Below are 17,911 nucleotides of genomic sequence, written 5' to 3'. Positions count from 1 at the left end.
GGGCCGATGCCACCGGTCAGAACGGAGGCGGGTCGTCACCGAAGGGGTCGCTGCCGCGCGAGGGCAGGCCGGCGAAGGGATCGGCCTTTCTCGACGTGGACAGCCCCGCCGTCTTGGTGGGCACCTGCCCGGCCTCGGAAAGCCGCGTGGCCCAGGCGGGGAACGGGAAGCCGACGGCGATCGGCACCGGGATCTCCGGCTGGCTCACGAACATCGTGCCGGGCGTGGCGAGCGTGGCGCGGACCCGCTGGCTGGCCGGGAGGAAGCCGTACTCGGGGCGCGAAGCCTCCGCCGCGTCGAGGCGGCCGACGATGCGGACCGAGCTGTTGCTGACGATCCGGCGCTCGACCTCGCTGGCGGTCTGCTGCGCGCCGATCAGGATCACGCCGAGGGAGCGGCCGCGCTCGGCGATGTCCAGCAGCACCTCCTTGATCGGGCTGCTGCCTTCCCGCGGCGCGTACTTGTTCAGCTCGTCCAGCATGGTGAACAGCAGCCCGCCCGGGCCCGCGGCTTCCTTGCGCGCGGTCTCCGCGGCGAGGGTCACGCCGACGACGAACCGCTGCGCGCGCTCGACGAGGTTGTGGATGTCCACCACGGTCACCTGCTGGTTCTCCGTGGACAACTGGCGGGCCCGGTGGTCGGCGAGGTCGCCGCGGATGAGACCGGACAGCGCGCGCTGGCTGGAGCGCAGGCGGCGGATGAAGGCGTTGACCGTGCCCGCGCCGGTGACCGCCCCCGCCCAGCTCGCCCGGGTTTCCTCGTCGGTGACGCGCTCGCAGATGACGTCGACGAGTTCGGCGTAGGTGCGGCACAGGACCCCGTCGACGTTGGCGGCGCCGTCCTTGCCCGCCGGGGTGCTGTCCAGGCGCAGGCGGTTCGCGACCTGGTGGATGACCATCGTGTACTGGTTGCGCTCGTCCTCGGCGTCGGCGAAGACGTAGGGCAGCAGGTCCTTGGCGCAGAACTCCGCGATGGTCCACCAGAAGGCGCCGACGCCCGAGGTCCGCCCGGTCACGTAAGGCTTCCCCGTGGTGTCCGACGGCGTCGGCGGCGCGTAGAAGCCGACGGACGCGAAGGGCTCCGCGGGCAGGCCCAGCTTGGCGTACCCGGCCTTGAGCTTTTCGTCGAGGTGGACGTTCGGGGTGTCGAGGAACAGCAGGTCCTCGCCCTTGACCGAGAAGACGAGGGCCTTGGCGTTGTGGGCGTTGGGCAGGGCACCGCCGCGGAAGATCGAGTGCAGCAGGAACAACGCGAACGACGTCTTGGTGGCGACGCCGGAGACCCCGCTGATGCTGACGTGCGCGCCGCGGGTGCCGTCGAGGAAGTCCATGTTGAGGTAGACGGGTTCGCCGTCCCGGCCCAGGCCGACCGCCACCTGGCGGGTCATGTTGTCGAAGTACAGCGCCTGCGCGCGATCCTCCCCCACGGCACGGGAGACGACGGCACCCGGCCGCGGCGGCACGTAGCACTCCGGCTCCACGCGGGTGGTGGCGATCTCGGCGATCTCCTGCACCTGGGCGGGCAGGACCCCGTCCGAGATCAGGAAGACGTCGCTGCCGAAGCTGGCGCCCTCGTGCCGCGCGCTCACCTGCGTCACGACGCCGTAGGAGGTGACTTTCCCGAGTCCCGGCAGATCCCGCCGGGTCACGACGACGTCGTCGAGCTGCAGATAGGCGTCCGGATCGATGGCCACGTGGAACTGCAGCGGTGTCGAGTCCTCGGTGCCTGCCACCCGTCCGACCACGGTGGTGAGCGTCTCCTGGTCCACGGTTCTCCCTGTCGCGCCCGGCGGTTCCTCCCGCGGCAGACTAGCCCGCCGGGACGACAGTCCCGCGCCCAACACGGCGTTGCCGCACGGGCGTCACCGCAGGCCACGACTGCGCCGAACGAGTGAGCTCACCCTCCGGGGAGGAGCTTTCGTCCCCGCCACAGGCATTCCGGCGATGCCCGCGCCGGGCGTACCGGTTGCGCCGCAACGCCGTGCCCGGGGGTCGCGCCGGGCGGGTGCGGCGTTACGGGCGCCGCTTCCGCCTGGCTCCACGGCGAAGCGGCGCCGAGAGGGGCCCCGGAGGGTCTCCGGAGCGGTCTCCGGGCGGGGCGCGATCCCCGATCGCTGCGCGGGATCGGGTCCGGGTGGCCTCAGCCACACGCCGGGACGCCCGCTTCGGCGTGTCGCGGGAAAAGTTCTCCGGAAGGGCCTCGGGTCCTATATGGACGACCACTGTGGACGGCACCGGGACCGGGTTTTGCCTGTTCAGAGGCGTGGCGGAGGTCCGGGCCGCGTGCCTGCCGACCTCCGGAGGAGGGCCTTCCGGGGGCGGAACCCGCCCCGACACAAGGAAATATTTCGACCCCCGGTTGGATTTTGTGCGGTATTGGTAATACCGTATGCAGTGTCGGCCGAGATGGGCCGTGACTAGTAGTTCCACTATGGAGGACTGGAATGACGAACAAGGCCCAGCTGATCGAGGCGCTGTCGGAGCGCCTGGGCGACAAGAAGGTGGCTTCGCAGGCCGTTGACGGTCTGGTGGACATCATCATCCGGACGGTCAACAAGGGCGAAAAGGTCAACATCACCGGCTTCGGGGTGTTCGAGAAGCGCGCCCGCGCCGCTCGCACCGCCCGCAACCCGCGCACCGGTGAGGCCGTGAAGGTCAAGAAGACCAACGTGCCCGCCTTCCGCGCCGGCACCACGTTCAAGGACGTCATCTCCGGCACCAAGAAGCTGCCCAAGGCCACCCCGGTCAAGCGCGCCAGCGCCGCCACCACCAGCACGCGGGCGACCGCCACCAAGGCCGCCGCCACCACCGCGCCGGCCAAGGCGACGACGACCCGCACCACCCGTGCGGCGGCGGCCAAGCCGGCCACCACGCGCTCGACCACCACGCGGACCCGCGCCACCGCGGCGAAGCCGGCCGCCAAGGCCACCACCGCCACCAAGGCGGCCCCGAAGACCACGGCGTCGAAGACGACCGCGGCCAAGGCCACCACGGCGAAGGCGACCACCACGCGGGCCAAGACCGCGGCCGCCAAGCCGGCCGCGACCAAGACCGCCGCGGCCAAGAAGCCGGCTGCCGCCAAGGCCCCGGCCAAGCGCACCTCCGCCGCCAAGAAGAAGTAACACCCCTGGCGACGACCGGAAGGGCCCCGCACCGACCAGGTGCGGGGCCCTTCCGGCGTTCAGGGGCCGGGTGGGGCGGCAGGGCGGGGCGCGCGGGGAACGGGCTGACGTCGCCGCTCACGGCTTGCGGCGCGGGCACCGGCTGGGCGGGACCGCCGATCGGGAGCGAGGGCTCTCCGGCCGCTTGAACGCCGTTTCCGGCTGCCGGTTCCTGCCCGACGCGCGGCGACGCCACCGCGCGGACATCGTCCGGGTGGGCCTTCGGCTGGGGAGAACACACTCCGCCTGCCCTTTTCCCGCCGCCATTCCCGGCCCGCCAGGACCGACATCGCCACACGGACTTCGCCTGGCCGGACGTTCGCCGGGCCGGAAACCACCCCGCCAACTCCAACACCGCTTCCCACCCGGCAAGCACCGACGCCGCCACACGGACATCGCCTGGCCGGACCTTCGCCGGGCGGAAACCACCCCGCCAACTCCAACACCGCTTCCCACCCGGCAAGCACCGACGCCGCCACACGGACATCGCCTGGCCGGACCTTCGCCGGGCGGAAACCACCCCGCCAACTCCAACACCGCTTCCCACCCGGCAAGCACCGGCACCACCACACAAACATCACACAGCCGAAACTTCGTCCCTCGGGAACCGCACCCCGCCGGCCGCCCACCGTTTCCCACCGACTGCTCCCCGGGCACTCCGGAACCGGTCCCGGTCACCCCCTCACCCGATCCCTGGTCAGCCGCGGAAGAATTCACCGCCACCGCACCTCCGCCACTCGTTGGGGTGAACGCCCGCCGCGGCGTTTCCCGCACCAACGGTTGCCTTCCCTGCTTCGCGGGTAGCCGTCCGACACGGAAAAGCTGTCCGACTACCTCGGCAAGGAGTGGCGATGACGGGGAACGAAAACCGGCCCGGCGATCCCGAAGCGGACCTCGACCGGAGCCGGCAGCTCATCAAAGAGGCCAAAGAAGCCGCCGAGAAGGCCGAGCTGGCCGATCCCGCCGAGGGCGCCGCCGACGAGGCGCTGGCCACCGATCCGCCCTACCACCACGGCGAGCAGGGCACCACGCCGTCGGGTAACTAGATTCCCGCCATTTGCGCCGGTATTGCCCGTCCGGCGCCCCTCCGGCCAAAGGCCCCGACCCGGCCGGAACGCGGCGGCGAGCCAGTCCTATCAGGACGACCCGGCCCGCCGCCCGTTCCGCGCAACCGGGAGGAAATTGCCGTACCTCTCCTCGGGTGGATACACTCCACCGAAGAACGCCGACCATTGTGCAACTTGTCACACGTCGCGTTCCCCGGACGCACATCCAGCTGAGGAGCATTCACGTGGCCCAGAAAGTCCTCGTCGAGATCCTGGACGACATCGACGGCAGCACCGCCGCCCAGACCGTTCAGTTCGGCCTCGACGGCGTCACCTACGAAATCGACCTTTCGGACGAGAACGCCTCCGCCCTGCGCGACGAACTGGCCCGCTTCATCGCGGCCGGCCGGCGCATCGGCGGCCGCAAGGTCCGCGTCGCCACCGGGCAGTCGACCACGACCAGCACGACCGACCGCGAGCGCAACCAGCAGATCCGCGCCTGGGCCAACTCGAACGGCTACGAGGTCTCCGAGCGGGGACGGCTGTCCTCCGAGGTGATCGCCGCCTACGAAGCCGCCCAGGCGGAAGAAGCCGCGGCCCCCGAAGCGGCTCCGCGCAAGCGCGCGCCGCGCAAGAAGGTCGCCGCCGCCAAGAAGTAACGCGGTGGCCGGAAGAGCACTGGGGAAAGACCACGGCAGCGTCGGCGGCGAGGACTAACCCTCCTCGCCGCCCGCGCCCGGCATTCCCGGCCGCCGTGGGCAGCATCACAAGTTCCGCGTTGTCAGGAATTGTCATCGGTTTCCGTGCCCTCGATTCCGGAAACCCCAGCCTGACGAACCACAGCGCGATCGCGCGGACACCGACAGCGAGAAACCGGCCGCCGTCATCCGCGCAAAGCCGGCCCGATCCAGCGGCGGACCAGGGCCCGCAGCTCGTCGTCGGTGAGCGGCGGCGTCGAGGGGTACTGCAGGAAAGACAGGAACAGCCGCATCAGGATTTCGGCGAGGCCCTGCAGGTCGTCGTCGGTGGTGAGACCGGCGGCCGCCCAGTCGACCGGCACGTTGCGGAGGATCCGCGCGCCGTAGGAGAAGGCCAGCGGGGAAATGACGCCGTCGGTGAAGAAGTCGGCTTCGCCCGCCTGCAGGAGCAGACCCATGTGGGGTTCCCCGGGGATCGTCCGGACGGCGAACACCACGGACTCCACGGCGGCTTCGGCGGCGCTGCCGAACGCGGCCAGGTGGCGTTCCATCCGCCCGGCGAACTCCTCGACCCCGGCCAGCGCGACGGCGCGGAGGATGTCCTTGAGGCCCGGGAAGTAGCGGTAGACGGTCTGCCGGGTGACGCCCGCCTCGGCGGCGACGTCGGAAAGGCTCGTCTTGGCCAGGCCGGCCCGGTCGAGGCACGCCGTCGCGGCTTCGACGATCCGGCGGCGTGCCTCGTCTTCGGTGCCGGGCGGGTTGCCCTGCCATCCGTGGTGCCCCATGCGGCCCATCTTCCCCGAGCCGGCGGGCTCAACCGGTGGCAGGTGCCTCGACGTTCTTCCGGAACAGCGCGATCAGCAGCAGCCCGGCCGCGGCGAAGCAGGCGAGCGCGTACAGCCCGCTGCCGATCGGGGTGCCGTCCGCGGTGACCCCGTCGTCGGCGGTGAGGTAGCCCGGGAGGGCTGCGATCCAGAACACCGCCATCCCGCCCAGGTAGACGGCGGGGTAGAACCGCGCGAAGGCCGACAAGGGCTCGCCCGGCTCGCCGGATCGCAGGTGCGCCACGACGATCCAGGCCCCGGCCAGCCACAGCAGCGCCAGTTCGACGCCGAGGATCCACGCCCGGGCGGTGGTGTTCTCACCGGCGAAGCTCGACGGGATGCCGGCGATCGCCATGGTCGGCGGGGTGAGGACGCCGGCGACCAGCGTGCGCAGCGCCGGCGGCCACCCGCGCCGGGGCCGGCCCCCCGTCAAGCGCACGACGAGGTAGGTCATGGCGGCCATCGAGACGGACGCGAACAGCAGCATGCTGTTCAGCGGCACCGACGCGAGCGCCGGGTGGTTCACGACTTCGTTGCCCGGGTTCCAGGCCCACCACTTCAGCTGCGGGCCGAGGTGGTCGAAGACTTCGTAGAACACCTGGCAGACGAAGGCCACGGCCACCGAACCGGTCAGCGCTCCCCGCCGGAAGATCCCGAGCGAGCGCACGACCTCGTAGGCGAGCTGGCTGATCACCGGGTAGAACGCCACGATGTAGAGCGGCAGCCGGTCCGCCATGAACTGCACGGTGAACCGGTTGTGGGCGAAGATGAAGCCGTACAGCCGGTCGAGACCGAACCACTCCGGGAAGTACAGCGGCGGCTCGGTCACGAAGAGGTAGACCAGCGAAGCGCACCACAGCGCCAGGTTGACCGGATCGCCTTCGCGGCGACGGCGCAGCGCGTGTACCAAAGCGAACACCGCACCGGCGACGATGAGCACCTCGAGCACCGGCATCGTCCAGTGGGCCAGCGTCCAAGGGGCGCGCAGCGATACCACCGGCGAGACGTCGTGGCAGTCGAAGCCGAGGCCGCGGGTGAGGGCTTCGGCTTCCGATCCGCACGCCGCACTCATCGTGAGGCCACCGGGGCCGCGGCCGGTGAATAGTCCGTGGCCGGCGGTTCGGCCTGGGGATCGAACCCGAAGGGCACCCGGTGCCGGCCCAGCGCGGCGCGGACGCGGTAGCGCACCAGTCCCGCGAGCACCCGCGGGTTGCGCAGCATCTCCCCCAGCGACTCGTCGAGGTTGAACACCTTCGCGAAGTGCTCGTCGACGACGTCGTCTTCCCGGGCGGCGCCGACGATGAGGCTGAACGCCGGGGCCGACAAGGCCGCGACGATGCGCCGCCGCCACTCGGGCAGCTGCTCGGTGCCCACCGCACACGCGTAGCCCTGGTCCCTGGCCATCGCCAGGCTCCACGGCACGCGCAGCAGCGTGCGCTGCGCGGCGAGGAAGCGCGAGGTGAACTGCGCGTCGAGCTGCTCGGCGCGGGACAGGTGCTCGCGCAGCAGCAGGGCCGAACCCGAGGCGGAACTGATGCCCTGGGCGTAGAAGGGGTTGAACGCGCAGATCGAGTCGCCGACCCACACCAGCCGCCGCGGCGGGGTGGGCAGGCGGTCGTAGCGCCGCCACTTGTTGCCGGTCGACCGGGTGAGGTGGACCGGCGACGCGGGGGCGCACCGCTCCATGGCGGCGGCGAACAACGGCGTCCGCACCCGGCGCGCCGTCTCGACGAACGCGTCGGTGGTGCTGGGCATCTCGAGTCCCCAGGACCCCATGCAGGCGATGGCGCGGTTGCCCTCGATCGGGAAGAAGTTGACCAGGAACTCGTGCTCGGCGGGGTGCTCGCCCGTGTCCGGCGTCGGCATGATCACCAGGTGCCGCCACCACCAGGACGCGGGACGTTCGGCGGGCAGGTCGTACCAGCGCGAGGTGTAGGTGACCTTGGCGTCGAGCGTCTGCACCTCGGGCTCGGACCAGCCGGCCGCCGCCAGCCAGCCGCCGACCGGGGAACCGCGGCCCATCGCGTCCACCACGAAGTCGGCGTCGACGTGCTCGTCGCCGTCCGGCGTGCTGAAGCCGACCCCGGTGATCTCCCCGTCCCGGGTCGTCAGGCCGCGCACCGCGGCGCCCTCGCGGACAGCGACGTTCGCCAGCTCGCGCACCTTGTCCCGCAGCACCCGCTCGATGAGGATCCGCGAGCCGTAGATCATCGTCATGGCGCTGCGTTTGCGGGCCGACCAGCCCGGCCCGTCGAGGTAGGCGGCGTCCATGGACGGCATCAGCAGCAGCCCGCCGGCGGCGATGAGGTCGTCTTCGAAACCGGGGAACAGCGCCCCGATCGCGCGCCGCCCCGAGTTCAGCAGGAAGTGCGGGTGCTTGCTCTGCGGCACGCCGCGGCGGTGCTCGGCCTCGGCGGGGAGCTCGTCGCGTTCCAGCACCAGTACGCGGTCGAAGTGCGGGGCGAGTGCGCCGGCGGCGCACAGACCGGCGGCACTGCCACCCAGGACGACGGCGGTCTTGCCGAGCCGCATGCGGATCAACTCCCGTCATTCATACAAAGAGACACTGAATGTATGAATGACCACCGACCGGTGTCAAGCCCCCACCGACGTCCACAGTGGACACAGCTGTCCGATTCGCCGCGGATTTCCGAAATCCCGCTCGTGAAAACTCCGGCGGGCAGTCGATCGATTCGACGACGTCTGTTGCCAACCGCGATACGCACCATCTAAGCTCTCTCCAGCACAAATGTTAGCGCTAACACCTTGCACTGCCGCAGGGAGGTTTTGCCGATGCCCGTCGTCGCCGGTTCACCCTGAGCGCTGGCTGCGCTCCTGCTCAAGCGCCCGCCGTTCGCCCGACATTCACTCGACGCGAGCTGGAACGGGCCGACTCACCCGTGATCTTCCCCGGATTCCCGGTGCCCGGACAATTCTTCGTCCCGGCGCCGCTGGAATGGTTTTGCCCTGCGCTTTTCAGGCCTCCACCCTCGAAACGGAGAACTCCCATGTCGTCCCGGAAAACGGCACCACTCGTCCTCGGCGCCGCGGTGGTCCTCGCCACCACGTTCTTGAACGCCGGTCAAGCCGCCGAGGCGGCCACGTCCCTGCCGTGTGACATCTACGGCGCCGCGGGGACCCCCTGCGTCGCCGCGCACAGCACCACCCGCGCCTTGTACGCGTCCTACAACGGTCCGCTGTACCAGCTGAAGCGGGCGTCCGACGGCGCCGTCACCGACGTCGGCCTGCTGGCCGCCGGCGGGTACGCCAACGCGAGCACGCAGGACTCCTTCTGCGCCGACACGACGTGCGTCATCACCGTCATCCACGACCAGTCGCCGCGGCACAACGACCTGTTCATCGAACCCGCCGGTGCGGCGGGGCCCGCGAACTCCGGCGTGCCCGCGGACGCGCTGCCCGTGACCGCGGGCGGCCACGCGGTGTACGGGGCGTCGTTCTCCGGCCGCATGGGCTACCGGCACACCTCGGCCGCGGGCGTCGCCGTGCGCGGCCAGGCCGAAGGCATGTACATGGTGACGTCCGGGACCCACGTGAACAACCGCTGCTGCTTCGACTACGGCAACGCCGAGGTGTCGATCGCCGATACCGGCAACGGCCACATGGACGCGATCAACTTCGGCACCGAGTGCTGGTTCTCGCCGTGCGCCGGCCAGGGCCCGTGGGTGCAGGCCGACCTGGAGAACGGCCTGTTCCAGTCCGACGCCGGGCCGAGCAAGGACAGCTCCTACACGGGCAACAACGCGCCGTTCGTGACCGCGCTGCTGAAGAACAACGGGCAGAACTTCTTCGCCACGAAGGACGGCAACGCCCAGTCCGGCGGCCTCGCCACGCGCTACTCCGGGCCGGAACCCACCCAGCCGGGGTACTCGCCGATGCAGCAGGAAGGCTCGATCGTCCTCGGCACCGGCGGCGACAACAGCAACGGCTCGATCGGATCGTTCTTCGAAGGCGTGATGACCAGCGGGCTGCCGACCGACGCGGCCGACAACGCCGTGCAGGCCAACGTCGTCTCGGTCGGCTACGGCGGCCCCAGCCCGGTGGCCGGCGGCACGCTCACCCCCGGCTCGACGATCTCGCTGCGCGCCACGACCGCGTGCTGCACCACGCGGTACATCCGGCACCAGCAGGACAACGCGGTCACGTCGGTGGTGAGCTCCGGCAGCTCCGCGCTGGACAAGAACGACGCGTCCTGGATCGTGCGCCGCGGCCTGGCGAACCCGTCGTGCGTGTCGTTCGAGTCCCGCAACTACCCGGGTGACTTCCTGCGGCACTACAACTACCAGCTGCTGCGCCGGCCGATGGACGGCAGCGCCGTCTTCCGCGCCGACGCGACGTTCTGCCCGCAGGCGGGGAAGAACGGCCAAGGCACGTCCTTCGCGTCGTACAACTACCCCGACCGGTTCCTCCGCCACTACGACAACACGGTGTACATCGCGAGCAACGGCGGTCCCAACGCCTTCGACGCGCCGGCCTCGTGGGCCGACGACGTCAGCTGGGCCGTCAACGCGCCCTGGACGCCGTAGGTCGCTGCCGGGCTCCCGCGGAACCGTTCCCCCGTGCGGTTCCGCGGGTCCGGCGTTTCCCGCCCCGCCCGCACGGGTAGTCACCCGCTGCGACAGGGAGGGCGCCATGACCGACGCCGAAGCGAACGAACCGTCCACGGCCGCGCACATGTGGGCCGTGGCCGCGGAACTCGGGCTGCAGCCGGAGGACACGCGCTCGCACACCGGGGACTTCGCAGGCGGTCAGATCCGCTTCGCGGGTGTCGCCGGCGAGCGTGAACCGAGTGACTACCTGCTCCGCTGGACGCCCGGCGAAGGCTGGGAGCTCACCGCGGACACCGGCCCGTCCGGGGCGATGCGGGTGGTCGCCGAGCTGCCGGGCGCACGGCCGGGGGCGCCCGAAGCGGTGGCCGACTTCGTCCTCACCGCCCTGACCGAGCGCGGGGAACGCCTGGTGCGCCGGTCGGACGAGCCGGGACCGGACACCCTCCAGCGCGGCGAAATGAACCAGTCGCCGGCGTAGCCGGGCGGAAAGGCACCGTCACGGCCGCGCCGTGACGGTGCCCTTCGCTCAGGAAGCGGACACGGAGTAGCTGTTGGAGGTGAAGTTCAGGCCGCCCGAGGACGACGTGATCTCGAAGCCGAACTGCACCTCGCCCAGCGTCACGTCACCGAACCAGCCGCGGGCCTTGATCCAGTTCATGATCGCGAGGACGTCGACGGTGCCGGCGTTGGTGTTCGAGGTGCGCAGGAACGAGAACACCGCGTTCGAGCCGTTCGATCCCTTGTAGACGTCCCAGGTGTGCCCGCCGACGCTCACCGTCGTCTGCTTGCTGCCCAGCGGGCCGACCGCGCCCTGCTTGTTCACCCACAGCATGATCTCGTAGGCGTTGTTGTTCGCCCAGATGTCGTAGGCCGTCTCGTAGGCACCGCTGCCCGGGCGGCTCACGTTGAAGCTGCTGGAAACCTGCCGCAGCGAGCTGAGCGTCCGGCCGACGTTCTTCGCCGAGTGCGGGTACGACTTGATCCCGCCGGTGTTCGGGTGGTCGGCCCACACTCCCCAGTTGCTGTAGGAGTTCGCCCAGATCGTCTGAGCGCCGGCCCCGCTGCCCCACACGTCGTTGCGGACGGTGTACCCACCGTTGGACCACGACCCCCATTTGTCCGAGGACGACCAGGTGGCCGCTTCGGCCACCCCCGCGGTGGTCGCCACCGCCGCCACGGCGGTCAGCGAAACCAGCAGTGAACGCACGACTTTGTGCATCGTTCCATCCCTTCCGGTGGCCGGGCCGACGAGGAAAAAGCGACCCGGTTTCGAATCGATTCGACGAAGTTCCGACGGGAATCCCGCGCTGAACGGGGTGCGATCGACTATCGCAGGAGCAGTGTGCGCAGGTCAAGACGTGTTCGGTGATTTACCCACACCCACCGCTGGTAGGGCGGCGAGTGTGGTCGCCGGCACCGCGATGCATTCGAGAAATTCGACCACAGCGGGCTTTGGTCGATTCCGTCGAATCGGCTCGTCACCGCGGATTTCCCTCGGGAGTCGTTCCGGTCGAACATTGTCGATGCGCTTCGACCACGTTTCCCCGTTACCGACCGGAAACGGCGCCGGCGGCCGATCATGCGCGTAGCGCTTGAAGTCGTCCAACGCGGTTTCCGCCCGAGTGATCAGCGGCCATCGCAGGCTCGCCGACCGCGGGCACTCCCCGGGCCGCTCAGCCCACGGCCGTTCGCTAGCGGTCGTAGTGGCAGACAGCTTCCAGCTTGATGCCGAACGGGTCGAGCCAGAACAGCGCAAAATACGGCGGTGGGTATTGCGGGAAGTCCTGCGGTTCGTGCAGCACTGTGTCCCCGGTTGAACGCACGTGGTCGTGGACAGCGTGGACCGCCGCGCGGGTCTTGACCATGAACGCCAGGTGCTGCAGCCCGGTCCGTTCGCCGCTGTAGGCACCGCCGTCTGCCGCCGGGTAGAAGAACACGTAGGTGCCCGGCTTGCCGCCCGCGGGCCGATACGCGATCTGGTCGTCGGAGCTCAGGAACGGCTCGAATCCGACCAGCGGCATCAGGTCGTCGTAATACCGCTTGGCCGCGCCGAGGTCCGGCACGTTGATTCCCAGGTGACCGAGCACACCCCGACCTTAACCGGCCCCGCTTCGCGCAGCCGCTCTCGCGTTGCCCATCGTGCTCGTCGGTGCCACCGCCGCCGGTCCGGTCGCGTTGCTGTCCGGCTTCGGCGACGCGCTCCCCTACCTCGCGGTAAACCTGGCGAAGGCGCCACGCGAGCTGCCGATGGACCATCTGCCGAAGACGGCGCAAGCCGCAGCAAGGATCGACACCATGTCTGCTACCCAAAGCAAAAAGCTCGACTGACCTGGGTCAGCCGAGCTTGGGTGGTAACTGCTGGTACCCCCGATGGGATTCGAACCCACGCTACCGGCGTGAGAGGCCGGCGTCCTAGGCCGCTAGACGACGGGGGCTTAGGATCTTTCCCTGGTCTCCCAGGGGCTTTTCTGTTTTTCTTGCTGGAGAGAACCTACCAGAGGCGATTTGACGCTCCGCAGGTGGGTCACTCTCCGCAGCTGGGGTACCAGGACTCGAACCTAGACTAACTGGACCAGAACCAGTCGTGCTGCCAATTACACCATACCCCAGTGAGGTACCACCCCGGCTCGCCGGTTCAGCACCGCACGAGGAGAAATACTAGAGCACGCCGTTCCGGACGGTGAACGCGGGGGTGTCACTGCGACGCTGGGCCGGGACCCCGATCGTGGCGTACTCCGAAACCAGCAGCTCAGGCAGCTCGGCGAGGCCCGCCACCGTGTGGACGCCCTCGGGCGCGCGCTCGCCGATGCCGTCGCGGTCGAGCCAGACCGCGCCGAGGCCCGCGTCGTGGGCGCCGATCGCGTCCGTGTCCAATTTGTCGCCCACGTGGACCGCCTGGGCCGGTGCGCAGCCCAGGCCGAGGCAGACCGTGTGGAACATCACCGGGTCGGGCTTCGCCACCCCCAGCTCGCCGGCGATCGCGACGTGGTCGAAGAACGGCGTCAGGCCCAGGTCGGCGATTTTCTTCCGCTGGTGGACGCCCGAGGCGTTCGTCACCGCGGCCAGCATCAGGCCGGCGGCGCGCAGCCATTCCAGGCAGTCCAAGACGTCGTCGAACAGCTGCCAGGAGTGGTCGAGCAATTCTCTTCGGCGGCGCTCGAAGGAGCTCACCTGCTCGGCGTCGGCGAGGATGCCGATTTCGGCGAGGAAGCAGTCGGTGCGCCGCTGGTGCATCGTCGCGTAGTCCAGTTCGCCCGCGACGACGAGCGCGACGTGCTCCTCGGTGATGAGGTCCCACAACGGCCACAGGTCACCCCGGCCGGTGAGGATGTGGAGGCTCCGGCGGATCGCGGCGGTGCAGTCGATGAGGGTGTCGTCGATGTCCAGGCACACCAACCGGAGCTCGGGCGGTGCCCAGGGCTCGGACGCCGCCGCGGCGGGCGGGGCGGTTCGCGAATGGGTCGGGGGTGCCAGGGCGAAATCCACCCAGTGAGGCTAGGGCAACCGCCGCGTTCGCGACGCTGCCAAAGAGGTGATTGCCGCTGCCCTGTTCCGGCGCACCGGCTCTACTCCCAGTTGGCGAACCGTCCCCATTCGGTTACCGGCACCGCGCACCGGAGGTGCCGGCTGCTCCGGTGCGACCGCCGATCGGCGCGCAAACCGTTGTGCGGCTTGGTGATCCGATCCGTCCACAAGGGCGCTTCAGCACACCGCGGCCGATGCCGCACAACGGTGGAACACGGTCGACGAACTGTCGCGTTTGGACGGTTTCCGACACCGAGGCGGCGCCGTCCGACCCTAGCCCGATCAGCGTATCTCCGCTCACACCCCTTGACGCCGGCGCTCGCCGGGTGCATCCTCGGGTTATTCAACAAGCGATGAATAAGGGAGATGGTCGAGATGACCGAGCGCACGAGCTGCGTCGTCATCGGTGGCGGGCCGGCCGGGATGGTCACGGGGCTGCTGCTGGCCCGGGCCGGCGTCGAGGTGACGGTGCTGGAGAAGCACGCCGACTTCCTGCGCGACTTCCGCGGGGACACGGTGCACCCGTCGACGCTGACGCTGCTCGACGAGCTGGGCCTCGGCGAAAAGTTCCACGCGCTGCCGCACAGCGAGCTGCACTCGGCCGGGTTCCCGCAGGAAAACGGCGAAATGATGAAGCTGGCCGACTTCACCCGGCTGAAGGTGGCGCACCCGTACATCGCGATGGTCCCGCAGTGGGACTTCCTCGACCTGCTCGCCGAAAGCGCGCGCAAGGAGCCGACGTTCGTCCAGCGGATGGAGACCGAGTGCACCGGCCTGGTCCGCGAGCAGGGCCGGGTCGCCGGCGTCACCTACCGCACCAGCGGGGAGACCGGCGAAATCCGCGCCGACCTGGTGATAGCCGCCGACGGCCGCTGGTCACTGGCCCGCCGTGAGGCCGGCTTGGTGCCGCGGGAGTACGACTGCCCGTTCGACGTCTGGTGGTTCCGGCTCTCGCGCGGCGACGCCGAGGCAGGCAACATGCTGATGCCGAAGATGCGGGACCGGCGCTTCGCGGTACCGCTCCCCCGGCCGGACTTCTACCAGGTCGCCTACCTGGCGCCGAAGGGCGACGACCTGCGGAAGCAGGGCATCGAGGCGTTCCGGGAGAACGTCGCGCAGATCTGCCCCGAGTTCACCGACCGGGTGCACGAGCTGGCGACGATGGACGACGTCAAGTTCCTCGACGTGCGGCTCAACCTGCTGCGCCGGTGGCACGTCGACGGGCTGTTGTGCCTCGGCGACGCGGCGCACGCGATGTCGCCGATCGGCGGGGTGGGCATCAACCTGGCGGTGCAGGACGCGGTCGCGGCGGCGACGCTGCTGGCCGAGCCGCTGCGCCGGGGCCGTCCGACGGAGGCCGACCTGGCGAAGGTGCGCTCGCGGCGGCTCGCGCCGACGCTGATGGTGCAGGGGCTGCAGCGCCTGCTGCACCGGACCGTGGTGCGCGGGGTGATGAACGGCAAGCGCAACGGCCCGCCGGCGCCGCTGATCAAGGCGTTCGCCCGGTTCCCGCGGCTGTCGTACGTCCCGGCGCGGCTGCTGGGCCTGGGCCTGCGCCCCGAGCACGCCCCGGCCTTCGCGCGGCGGGCGATGGAGCCGGTGCAGCGCTGAACCGGCTCCGGCCCGGGGTCAGAGGTTCTCGACCGGGTTGGTCAGGGTGCCGATGCCCTCGATGGTGATCGAGACGCTCTGGCCGCCCTCGATCGGGCCGACGCCCTCGGGCGTGCCGGTGAGGATGATGTCGCCGGGCAGGAGCGTCATGACGCCGGAGACGAACTCGACCAGTTCGGGGATCTTGTGGACGAGGTCGCCGGTACGGCCGTCCTGCTTGAGCTCGCCGTCGACCTCGGCCCGCAGCGCGAGGTCGGACGGGTCGATCGCGGTCTCGATCCACGGGCCGATCGGGCAAAAGGTGTCGAAGCCCTTCGCGCGGCCCCACTGGCCGTCGGACTTCTGGAGGTCGCGGGCGCTGACGTCGTTGGCGATCGTGTACCCGAGGATCACGCTCGCGGCGCGGGCGGCGGGCACGTTCTTCACCGGCTGGCCGATGACGATCGCCAGCTCGCCCTCGAAGTCGACGCGGCCGACGTCCGGGCGGCGGATGGCCGCGTGGGGGCCGATGACCGTCGTCGACGGCTTGATGAACAGCATGGGGGCGCTGGGCACCTCGTTGCCGAACTCGGCCGCGTGCTTGGCGTAGTTGCGGCCGACGGCGATCACCTTGGACGGCAGGATCGGCGCGAGCAGCCGGACGTCGGCCAGCGGCCACCGCTTGCCGGTGAAGTTCGGCTGGCCGAAGGGGTGCTCGGCGATTTCGAGGACCTGGGCGTCATCGCCGTCGCCTTCGATCGAGGCGAACGCGACACCACCGGGATGAGCAATACGGGCTAGGCGCACGCCGTCAGTCTACGTGCGCCCCACCCACCGCTCAGGCCACGGTCGTGCTCTTGTGGACGAGCGCGTCGCACAGCGCCAGCCAGCTGGCCTCGACGATGTTGCCGTGCACGCCGACGGTGGTCCACTCGCGCTCCCCGTCGGTGCTCTCGACCAGCACGCGCGTCACGGCGTCGGTGCCCGGGTGCCCCTGGAGGATGCGCACCTTGTAGTCGGCCAGCTCCACACTGTCCAACCAGGACAGGTGCGGCAACAGGGCCTTCCGCAGGGCGGCGTCGAGGGCGTGCACCGGCCCGATGCCCTCGGCGGTGGCGATGACGCGCCGGCCGCCGACGTGCACCTTGACCGTGGCTTCGGCCATGACCTCGCCGTCCGGGCGGTGGTCGAGGACCACCCGGTAGGACTCGAGCCGGAACGGCGCCTCCGCGGGGACGTCGGCCTCCTGGCGCAGCAGGAGCTCCAGGGAGGCGTCGGCGGCCTCGAAGGACCAGCCTTCCGCTTCGAGCCGCTTGACCTTCGTGATCGCGCTCGTCAGCGCTTCGGGCCGGCCGGCAAGGTCGACCCCGAGCTCACGTCCCTTGAGCTCGAGGCTGGCCCTGCCGGCCATCTCGGTGACCAGTACCCGCATGTCGTTGCCGACGGAAGCCGGATCGATGTGGTTGTACAACAACGGATCCACCTTGATCGCGCTCGCGTGCAGTCCCGCCTTGTGGGCGAAAGCCGACGCCCCTACGTAGGCCTGGTGGGTGTAGGGGGCGATGTTCGCGATTTCGGCAAGGGCATGGGAGACCCGGGTGAGCTCGGCGGCGCCTCCGGTCGGGAGGACGTCGAGGCCGAGCTTGGTCACCAGGTTTCCCGTCACGGCGAAGAGGTCGGCGTTGCCGGCCCGCTCCCCGTAACCGTTGGCGGTGCACTGGACGTGCGTCACGCCGGCCTGCACCGCGGCGACGGAGTTCGCCACGGCGCAGGAAGTGTCGTCCTGACAGTGGATCCCGAGCCGGAATCCCGTTTTCGCCTTCACCTCGCGGACGGTCTCCGCGAGGTCGAGCGGCAGCTGGCCACCGTTGGTGTCGCAGAGCACGAGGACGTCGGCGCCGGCGTGGGCGGCCGCGTCCAGGATCTTGAGCGACGTCTCGGGGGAATGCGCGTAGCCGTCGAAGAAGTGTTCCGCGTCGAGGAAGACCCGGCGGCCTTCGTTCGTGAGGAACGCGACGGTGTCCCGGACCATGGCGCAGGCCTCGTCGACGTCGACGCGCAAGGCGCGTTCGATGTGGCGGAGGTCGGACTTCGCCACGAGCGTGATGACCGGCGCTTCGCTGTCGAGCAGGGCCCGGACCTGCGGATCGGTGTCGGCGGTGGTGCCGGCCTTGCGGGTGGCCCCGAAGGCGACGAGAGCCGCGTGCTTCAGCCGCAGCTCGCCTTTCGCGGCCCGGGCGAAGAACTCCGTGTCCTTGGGGAGCGCCCCGGGCCAGCCACCCTCGATGAACCCGACGCCGAGCTCGTCCAGCAGCCGCGCGACGGCGAGCTTGTCCGGCACGGAGTAGGAGACGCCCTCGCGCTGCGCACCGTCGCGCAGGGTGGTGTCGTAGAGGTGGAAGGCATCGCCGAGCGGGGTATCGGCGGGCTCCTTGCGGGTCACGGGCGTCTCCTCGGGAACGTTTCGGGGCAACAAAAAAACCTCCCGCAGGGTGCGAGA

Annotated in this window: 16 protein-coding genes and 2 tRNA genes; 7 read left to right on the top strand and 11 right to left on the bottom strand. The window is 70.1% G+C overall.

The genetic code is table 11. The features are described 5' to 3' along the window. Positions 1-16: 16 nt before the first annotated feature. On the bottom strand, positions 17-1,768 hold the full coding sequence (locus AB0M80_RS29660) for an ATP-binding protein (protein ID WP_364571503.1): 1,752 nt from the start codon (positions 1,766-1,768) through the stop codon (positions 17-19). A gap of 675 nt (positions 1,769-2,443) precedes the next feature. Between AB0M80_RS29660 and AB0M80_RS29655 the strand changes: the two genes are divergently transcribed. From AB0M80_RS29655 to AB0M80_RS29645, 3 genes are all read left to right on the top strand, one after another. Next, the gene (locus tag AB0M80_RS29655; RefSeq protein WP_364571501.1) at positions 2,444-3,121 is read left to right on the top strand and encodes an HU family DNA-binding protein; all 678 of its coding nucleotides are present in this window, start codon (positions 2,444-2,446) and stop codon (positions 3,119-3,121) included. Positions 3,122-4,011: 890 nt separating this feature from the next. Beyond that, the gene (locus tag AB0M80_RS29650) at positions 4,012-4,206 is read left to right on the top strand and encodes a hypothetical protein (RefSeq protein ID WP_364571499.1); all 195 of its coding nucleotides are present in this window, start codon (positions 4,012-4,014) and stop codon (positions 4,204-4,206) included. 245 nt (positions 4,207-4,451) lie between these two features. After that, the gene (locus tag AB0M80_RS29645; protein ID WP_364571497.1) at positions 4,452-4,865 is read left to right on the top strand and encodes an Lsr2 family protein; all 414 of its coding nucleotides are present in this window, start codon (positions 4,452-4,454) and stop codon (positions 4,863-4,865) included. Positions 4,866-5,089: 224 nt separating this feature from the next. On the opposite strand, the gene AB0M80_RS29640 is transcribed toward AB0M80_RS29645, so the two are convergent. From AB0M80_RS29640 to AB0M80_RS29630, 3 genes are read right to left on the bottom strand one after another with little or no spacing between them, the layout of a single operon-like run. Beyond that, positions 5,090-5,689: a TetR/AcrR family transcriptional regulator gene (locus AB0M80_RS29640; protein WP_364571495.1), complete on the bottom strand. Its 600-nt coding sequence runs from the start codon at positions 5,687-5,689 to the stop codon at positions 5,090-5,092. Positions 5,690-5,717: 28 nt separating this feature from the next. Continuing rightward, positions 5,718-6,800 carry a hypothetical protein gene (locus tag AB0M80_RS29635; RefSeq protein ID WP_364571493.1) on the bottom strand — a complete coding sequence of 361 codons (1,083 nt, stop codon included), beginning with the start codon at positions 6,798-6,800 and terminating at the stop codon, positions 5,718-5,720. Then, on the bottom strand, positions 6,797-8,260 hold the full coding sequence (locus tag AB0M80_RS29630) for a hypothetical protein (RefSeq protein WP_364571491.1): 1,464 nt from the start codon (positions 8,258-8,260) through the stop codon (positions 6,797-6,799). Before AB0M80_RS29630 ends, AB0M80_RS29635 begins: the two co-directional genes overlap by 4 nt. 476 nt (positions 8,261-8,736) lie before the next feature. On the opposite strand from AB0M80_RS29630, the gene AB0M80_RS29625 reads away from it, so the two are divergent. Both AB0M80_RS29625 and AB0M80_RS29620 read left to right on the top strand, forming a co-directional pair. Further along, positions 8,737-10,272, top strand: coding sequence for an alpha-L-arabinofuranosidase B (locus AB0M80_RS29625; RefSeq protein ID WP_364571489.1), 1,536 nt, complete (start codon positions 8,737-8,739; stop codon positions 10,270-10,272). A 106-nt stretch (positions 10,273-10,378) separates the two neighbouring features. Continuing rightward, positions 10,379-10,774, top strand: coding sequence for a DUF6292 family protein (locus tag AB0M80_RS29620; protein ID WP_364571487.1), 396 nt, complete (start codon positions 10,379-10,381; stop codon positions 10,772-10,774). Positions 10,775-10,822: 48 nt separating this feature from the next. On the opposite strand, the gene AB0M80_RS29615 is transcribed toward AB0M80_RS29620, so the two are convergent. Together AB0M80_RS29615 and AB0M80_RS29610 are read right to left on the bottom strand one after the other, a co-directional pair. Further along, positions 10,823-11,515, bottom strand: a complete 693-nt coding sequence (locus AB0M80_RS29615) for a hypothetical protein (RefSeq protein ID WP_364571486.1) — start codon at positions 11,513-11,515, stop codon at positions 10,823-10,825. A gap of 472 nt (positions 11,516-11,987) precedes the next feature. Next, entirely contained in the window at positions 11,988-12,383 is a 396-nt protein-coding gene (locus AB0M80_RS29610; RefSeq protein WP_364571484.1) for a VOC family protein, read from the bottom strand. A gap of 43 nt (positions 12,384-12,426) precedes the next feature. On the opposite strand from AB0M80_RS29610, the gene AB0M80_RS29605 reads away from it, so the two are divergent. Then, entirely contained in the window at positions 12,427-12,624 is a 198-nt protein-coding gene (locus AB0M80_RS29605; protein ID WP_364571482.1) for a hypothetical protein, read from the top strand. A gap of 31 nt (positions 12,625-12,655) precedes the next feature. Here AB0M80_RS29605 and AB0M80_RS29600 read toward each other — a convergent pair. The 3 genes from AB0M80_RS29600 to AB0M80_RS29590 all read right to left on the bottom strand — a co-directional run bounded on the left by AB0M80_RS29600 (position 12,656) and on the right by AB0M80_RS29590 (position 13,689). Continuing rightward, positions 12,656-12,731 (bottom strand) — tRNA-Glu (locus AB0M80_RS29600). 102 nt (positions 12,732-12,833) lie between these two features. Continuing rightward, a tRNA-Gln gene (locus AB0M80_RS29595) sits at positions 12,834-12,905 on the bottom strand. A 49-nt stretch (positions 12,906-12,954) separates the two neighbouring features. Then, the gene (locus AB0M80_RS29590; RefSeq protein ID WP_364571701.1) at positions 12,955-13,689 is read right to left on the bottom strand and encodes an HAD family hydrolase; all 735 of its coding nucleotides are present in this window, start codon (positions 13,687-13,689) and stop codon (positions 12,955-12,957) included. Positions 13,690-14,196: 507 nt separating this feature from the next. Here AB0M80_RS29590 and AB0M80_RS29585 point away from each other — a divergent pair. Continuing rightward, on the top strand, positions 14,197-15,432 hold the full coding sequence (locus tag AB0M80_RS29585) for an FAD-dependent oxidoreductase (RefSeq protein WP_364571480.1): 1,236 nt from the start codon (positions 14,197-14,199) through the stop codon (positions 15,430-15,432). A gap of 18 nt (positions 15,433-15,450) precedes the next feature. Here AB0M80_RS29585 and AB0M80_RS29580 read toward each other — a convergent pair whose 3' ends face one another. Beyond that, entirely contained in the window at positions 15,451-16,218 is a 768-nt protein-coding gene (locus AB0M80_RS29580; protein WP_364571478.1) for a fumarylacetoacetate hydrolase family protein, read from the bottom strand. 31 nt (positions 16,219-16,249) lie between these two features. Further along, positions 16,250-17,854, bottom strand: coding sequence for a citramalate synthase (gene cimA, locus AB0M80_RS29575; RefSeq protein WP_364571476.1), 1,605 nt, complete (start codon positions 17,852-17,854; stop codon positions 16,250-16,252). Positions 17,855-17,911 lie beyond the last annotated feature (57 nt).

Source organism: Amycolatopsis sp. NPDC051045, from assembly GCF_040682955.1.
Taxonomy (GTDB): Bacteria; Actinomycetota; Actinomycetes; order Mycobacteriales; family Pseudonocardiaceae; genus Amycolatopsis.
This window is presented reverse-complemented; position numbering and strand designations above follow the sequence as displayed.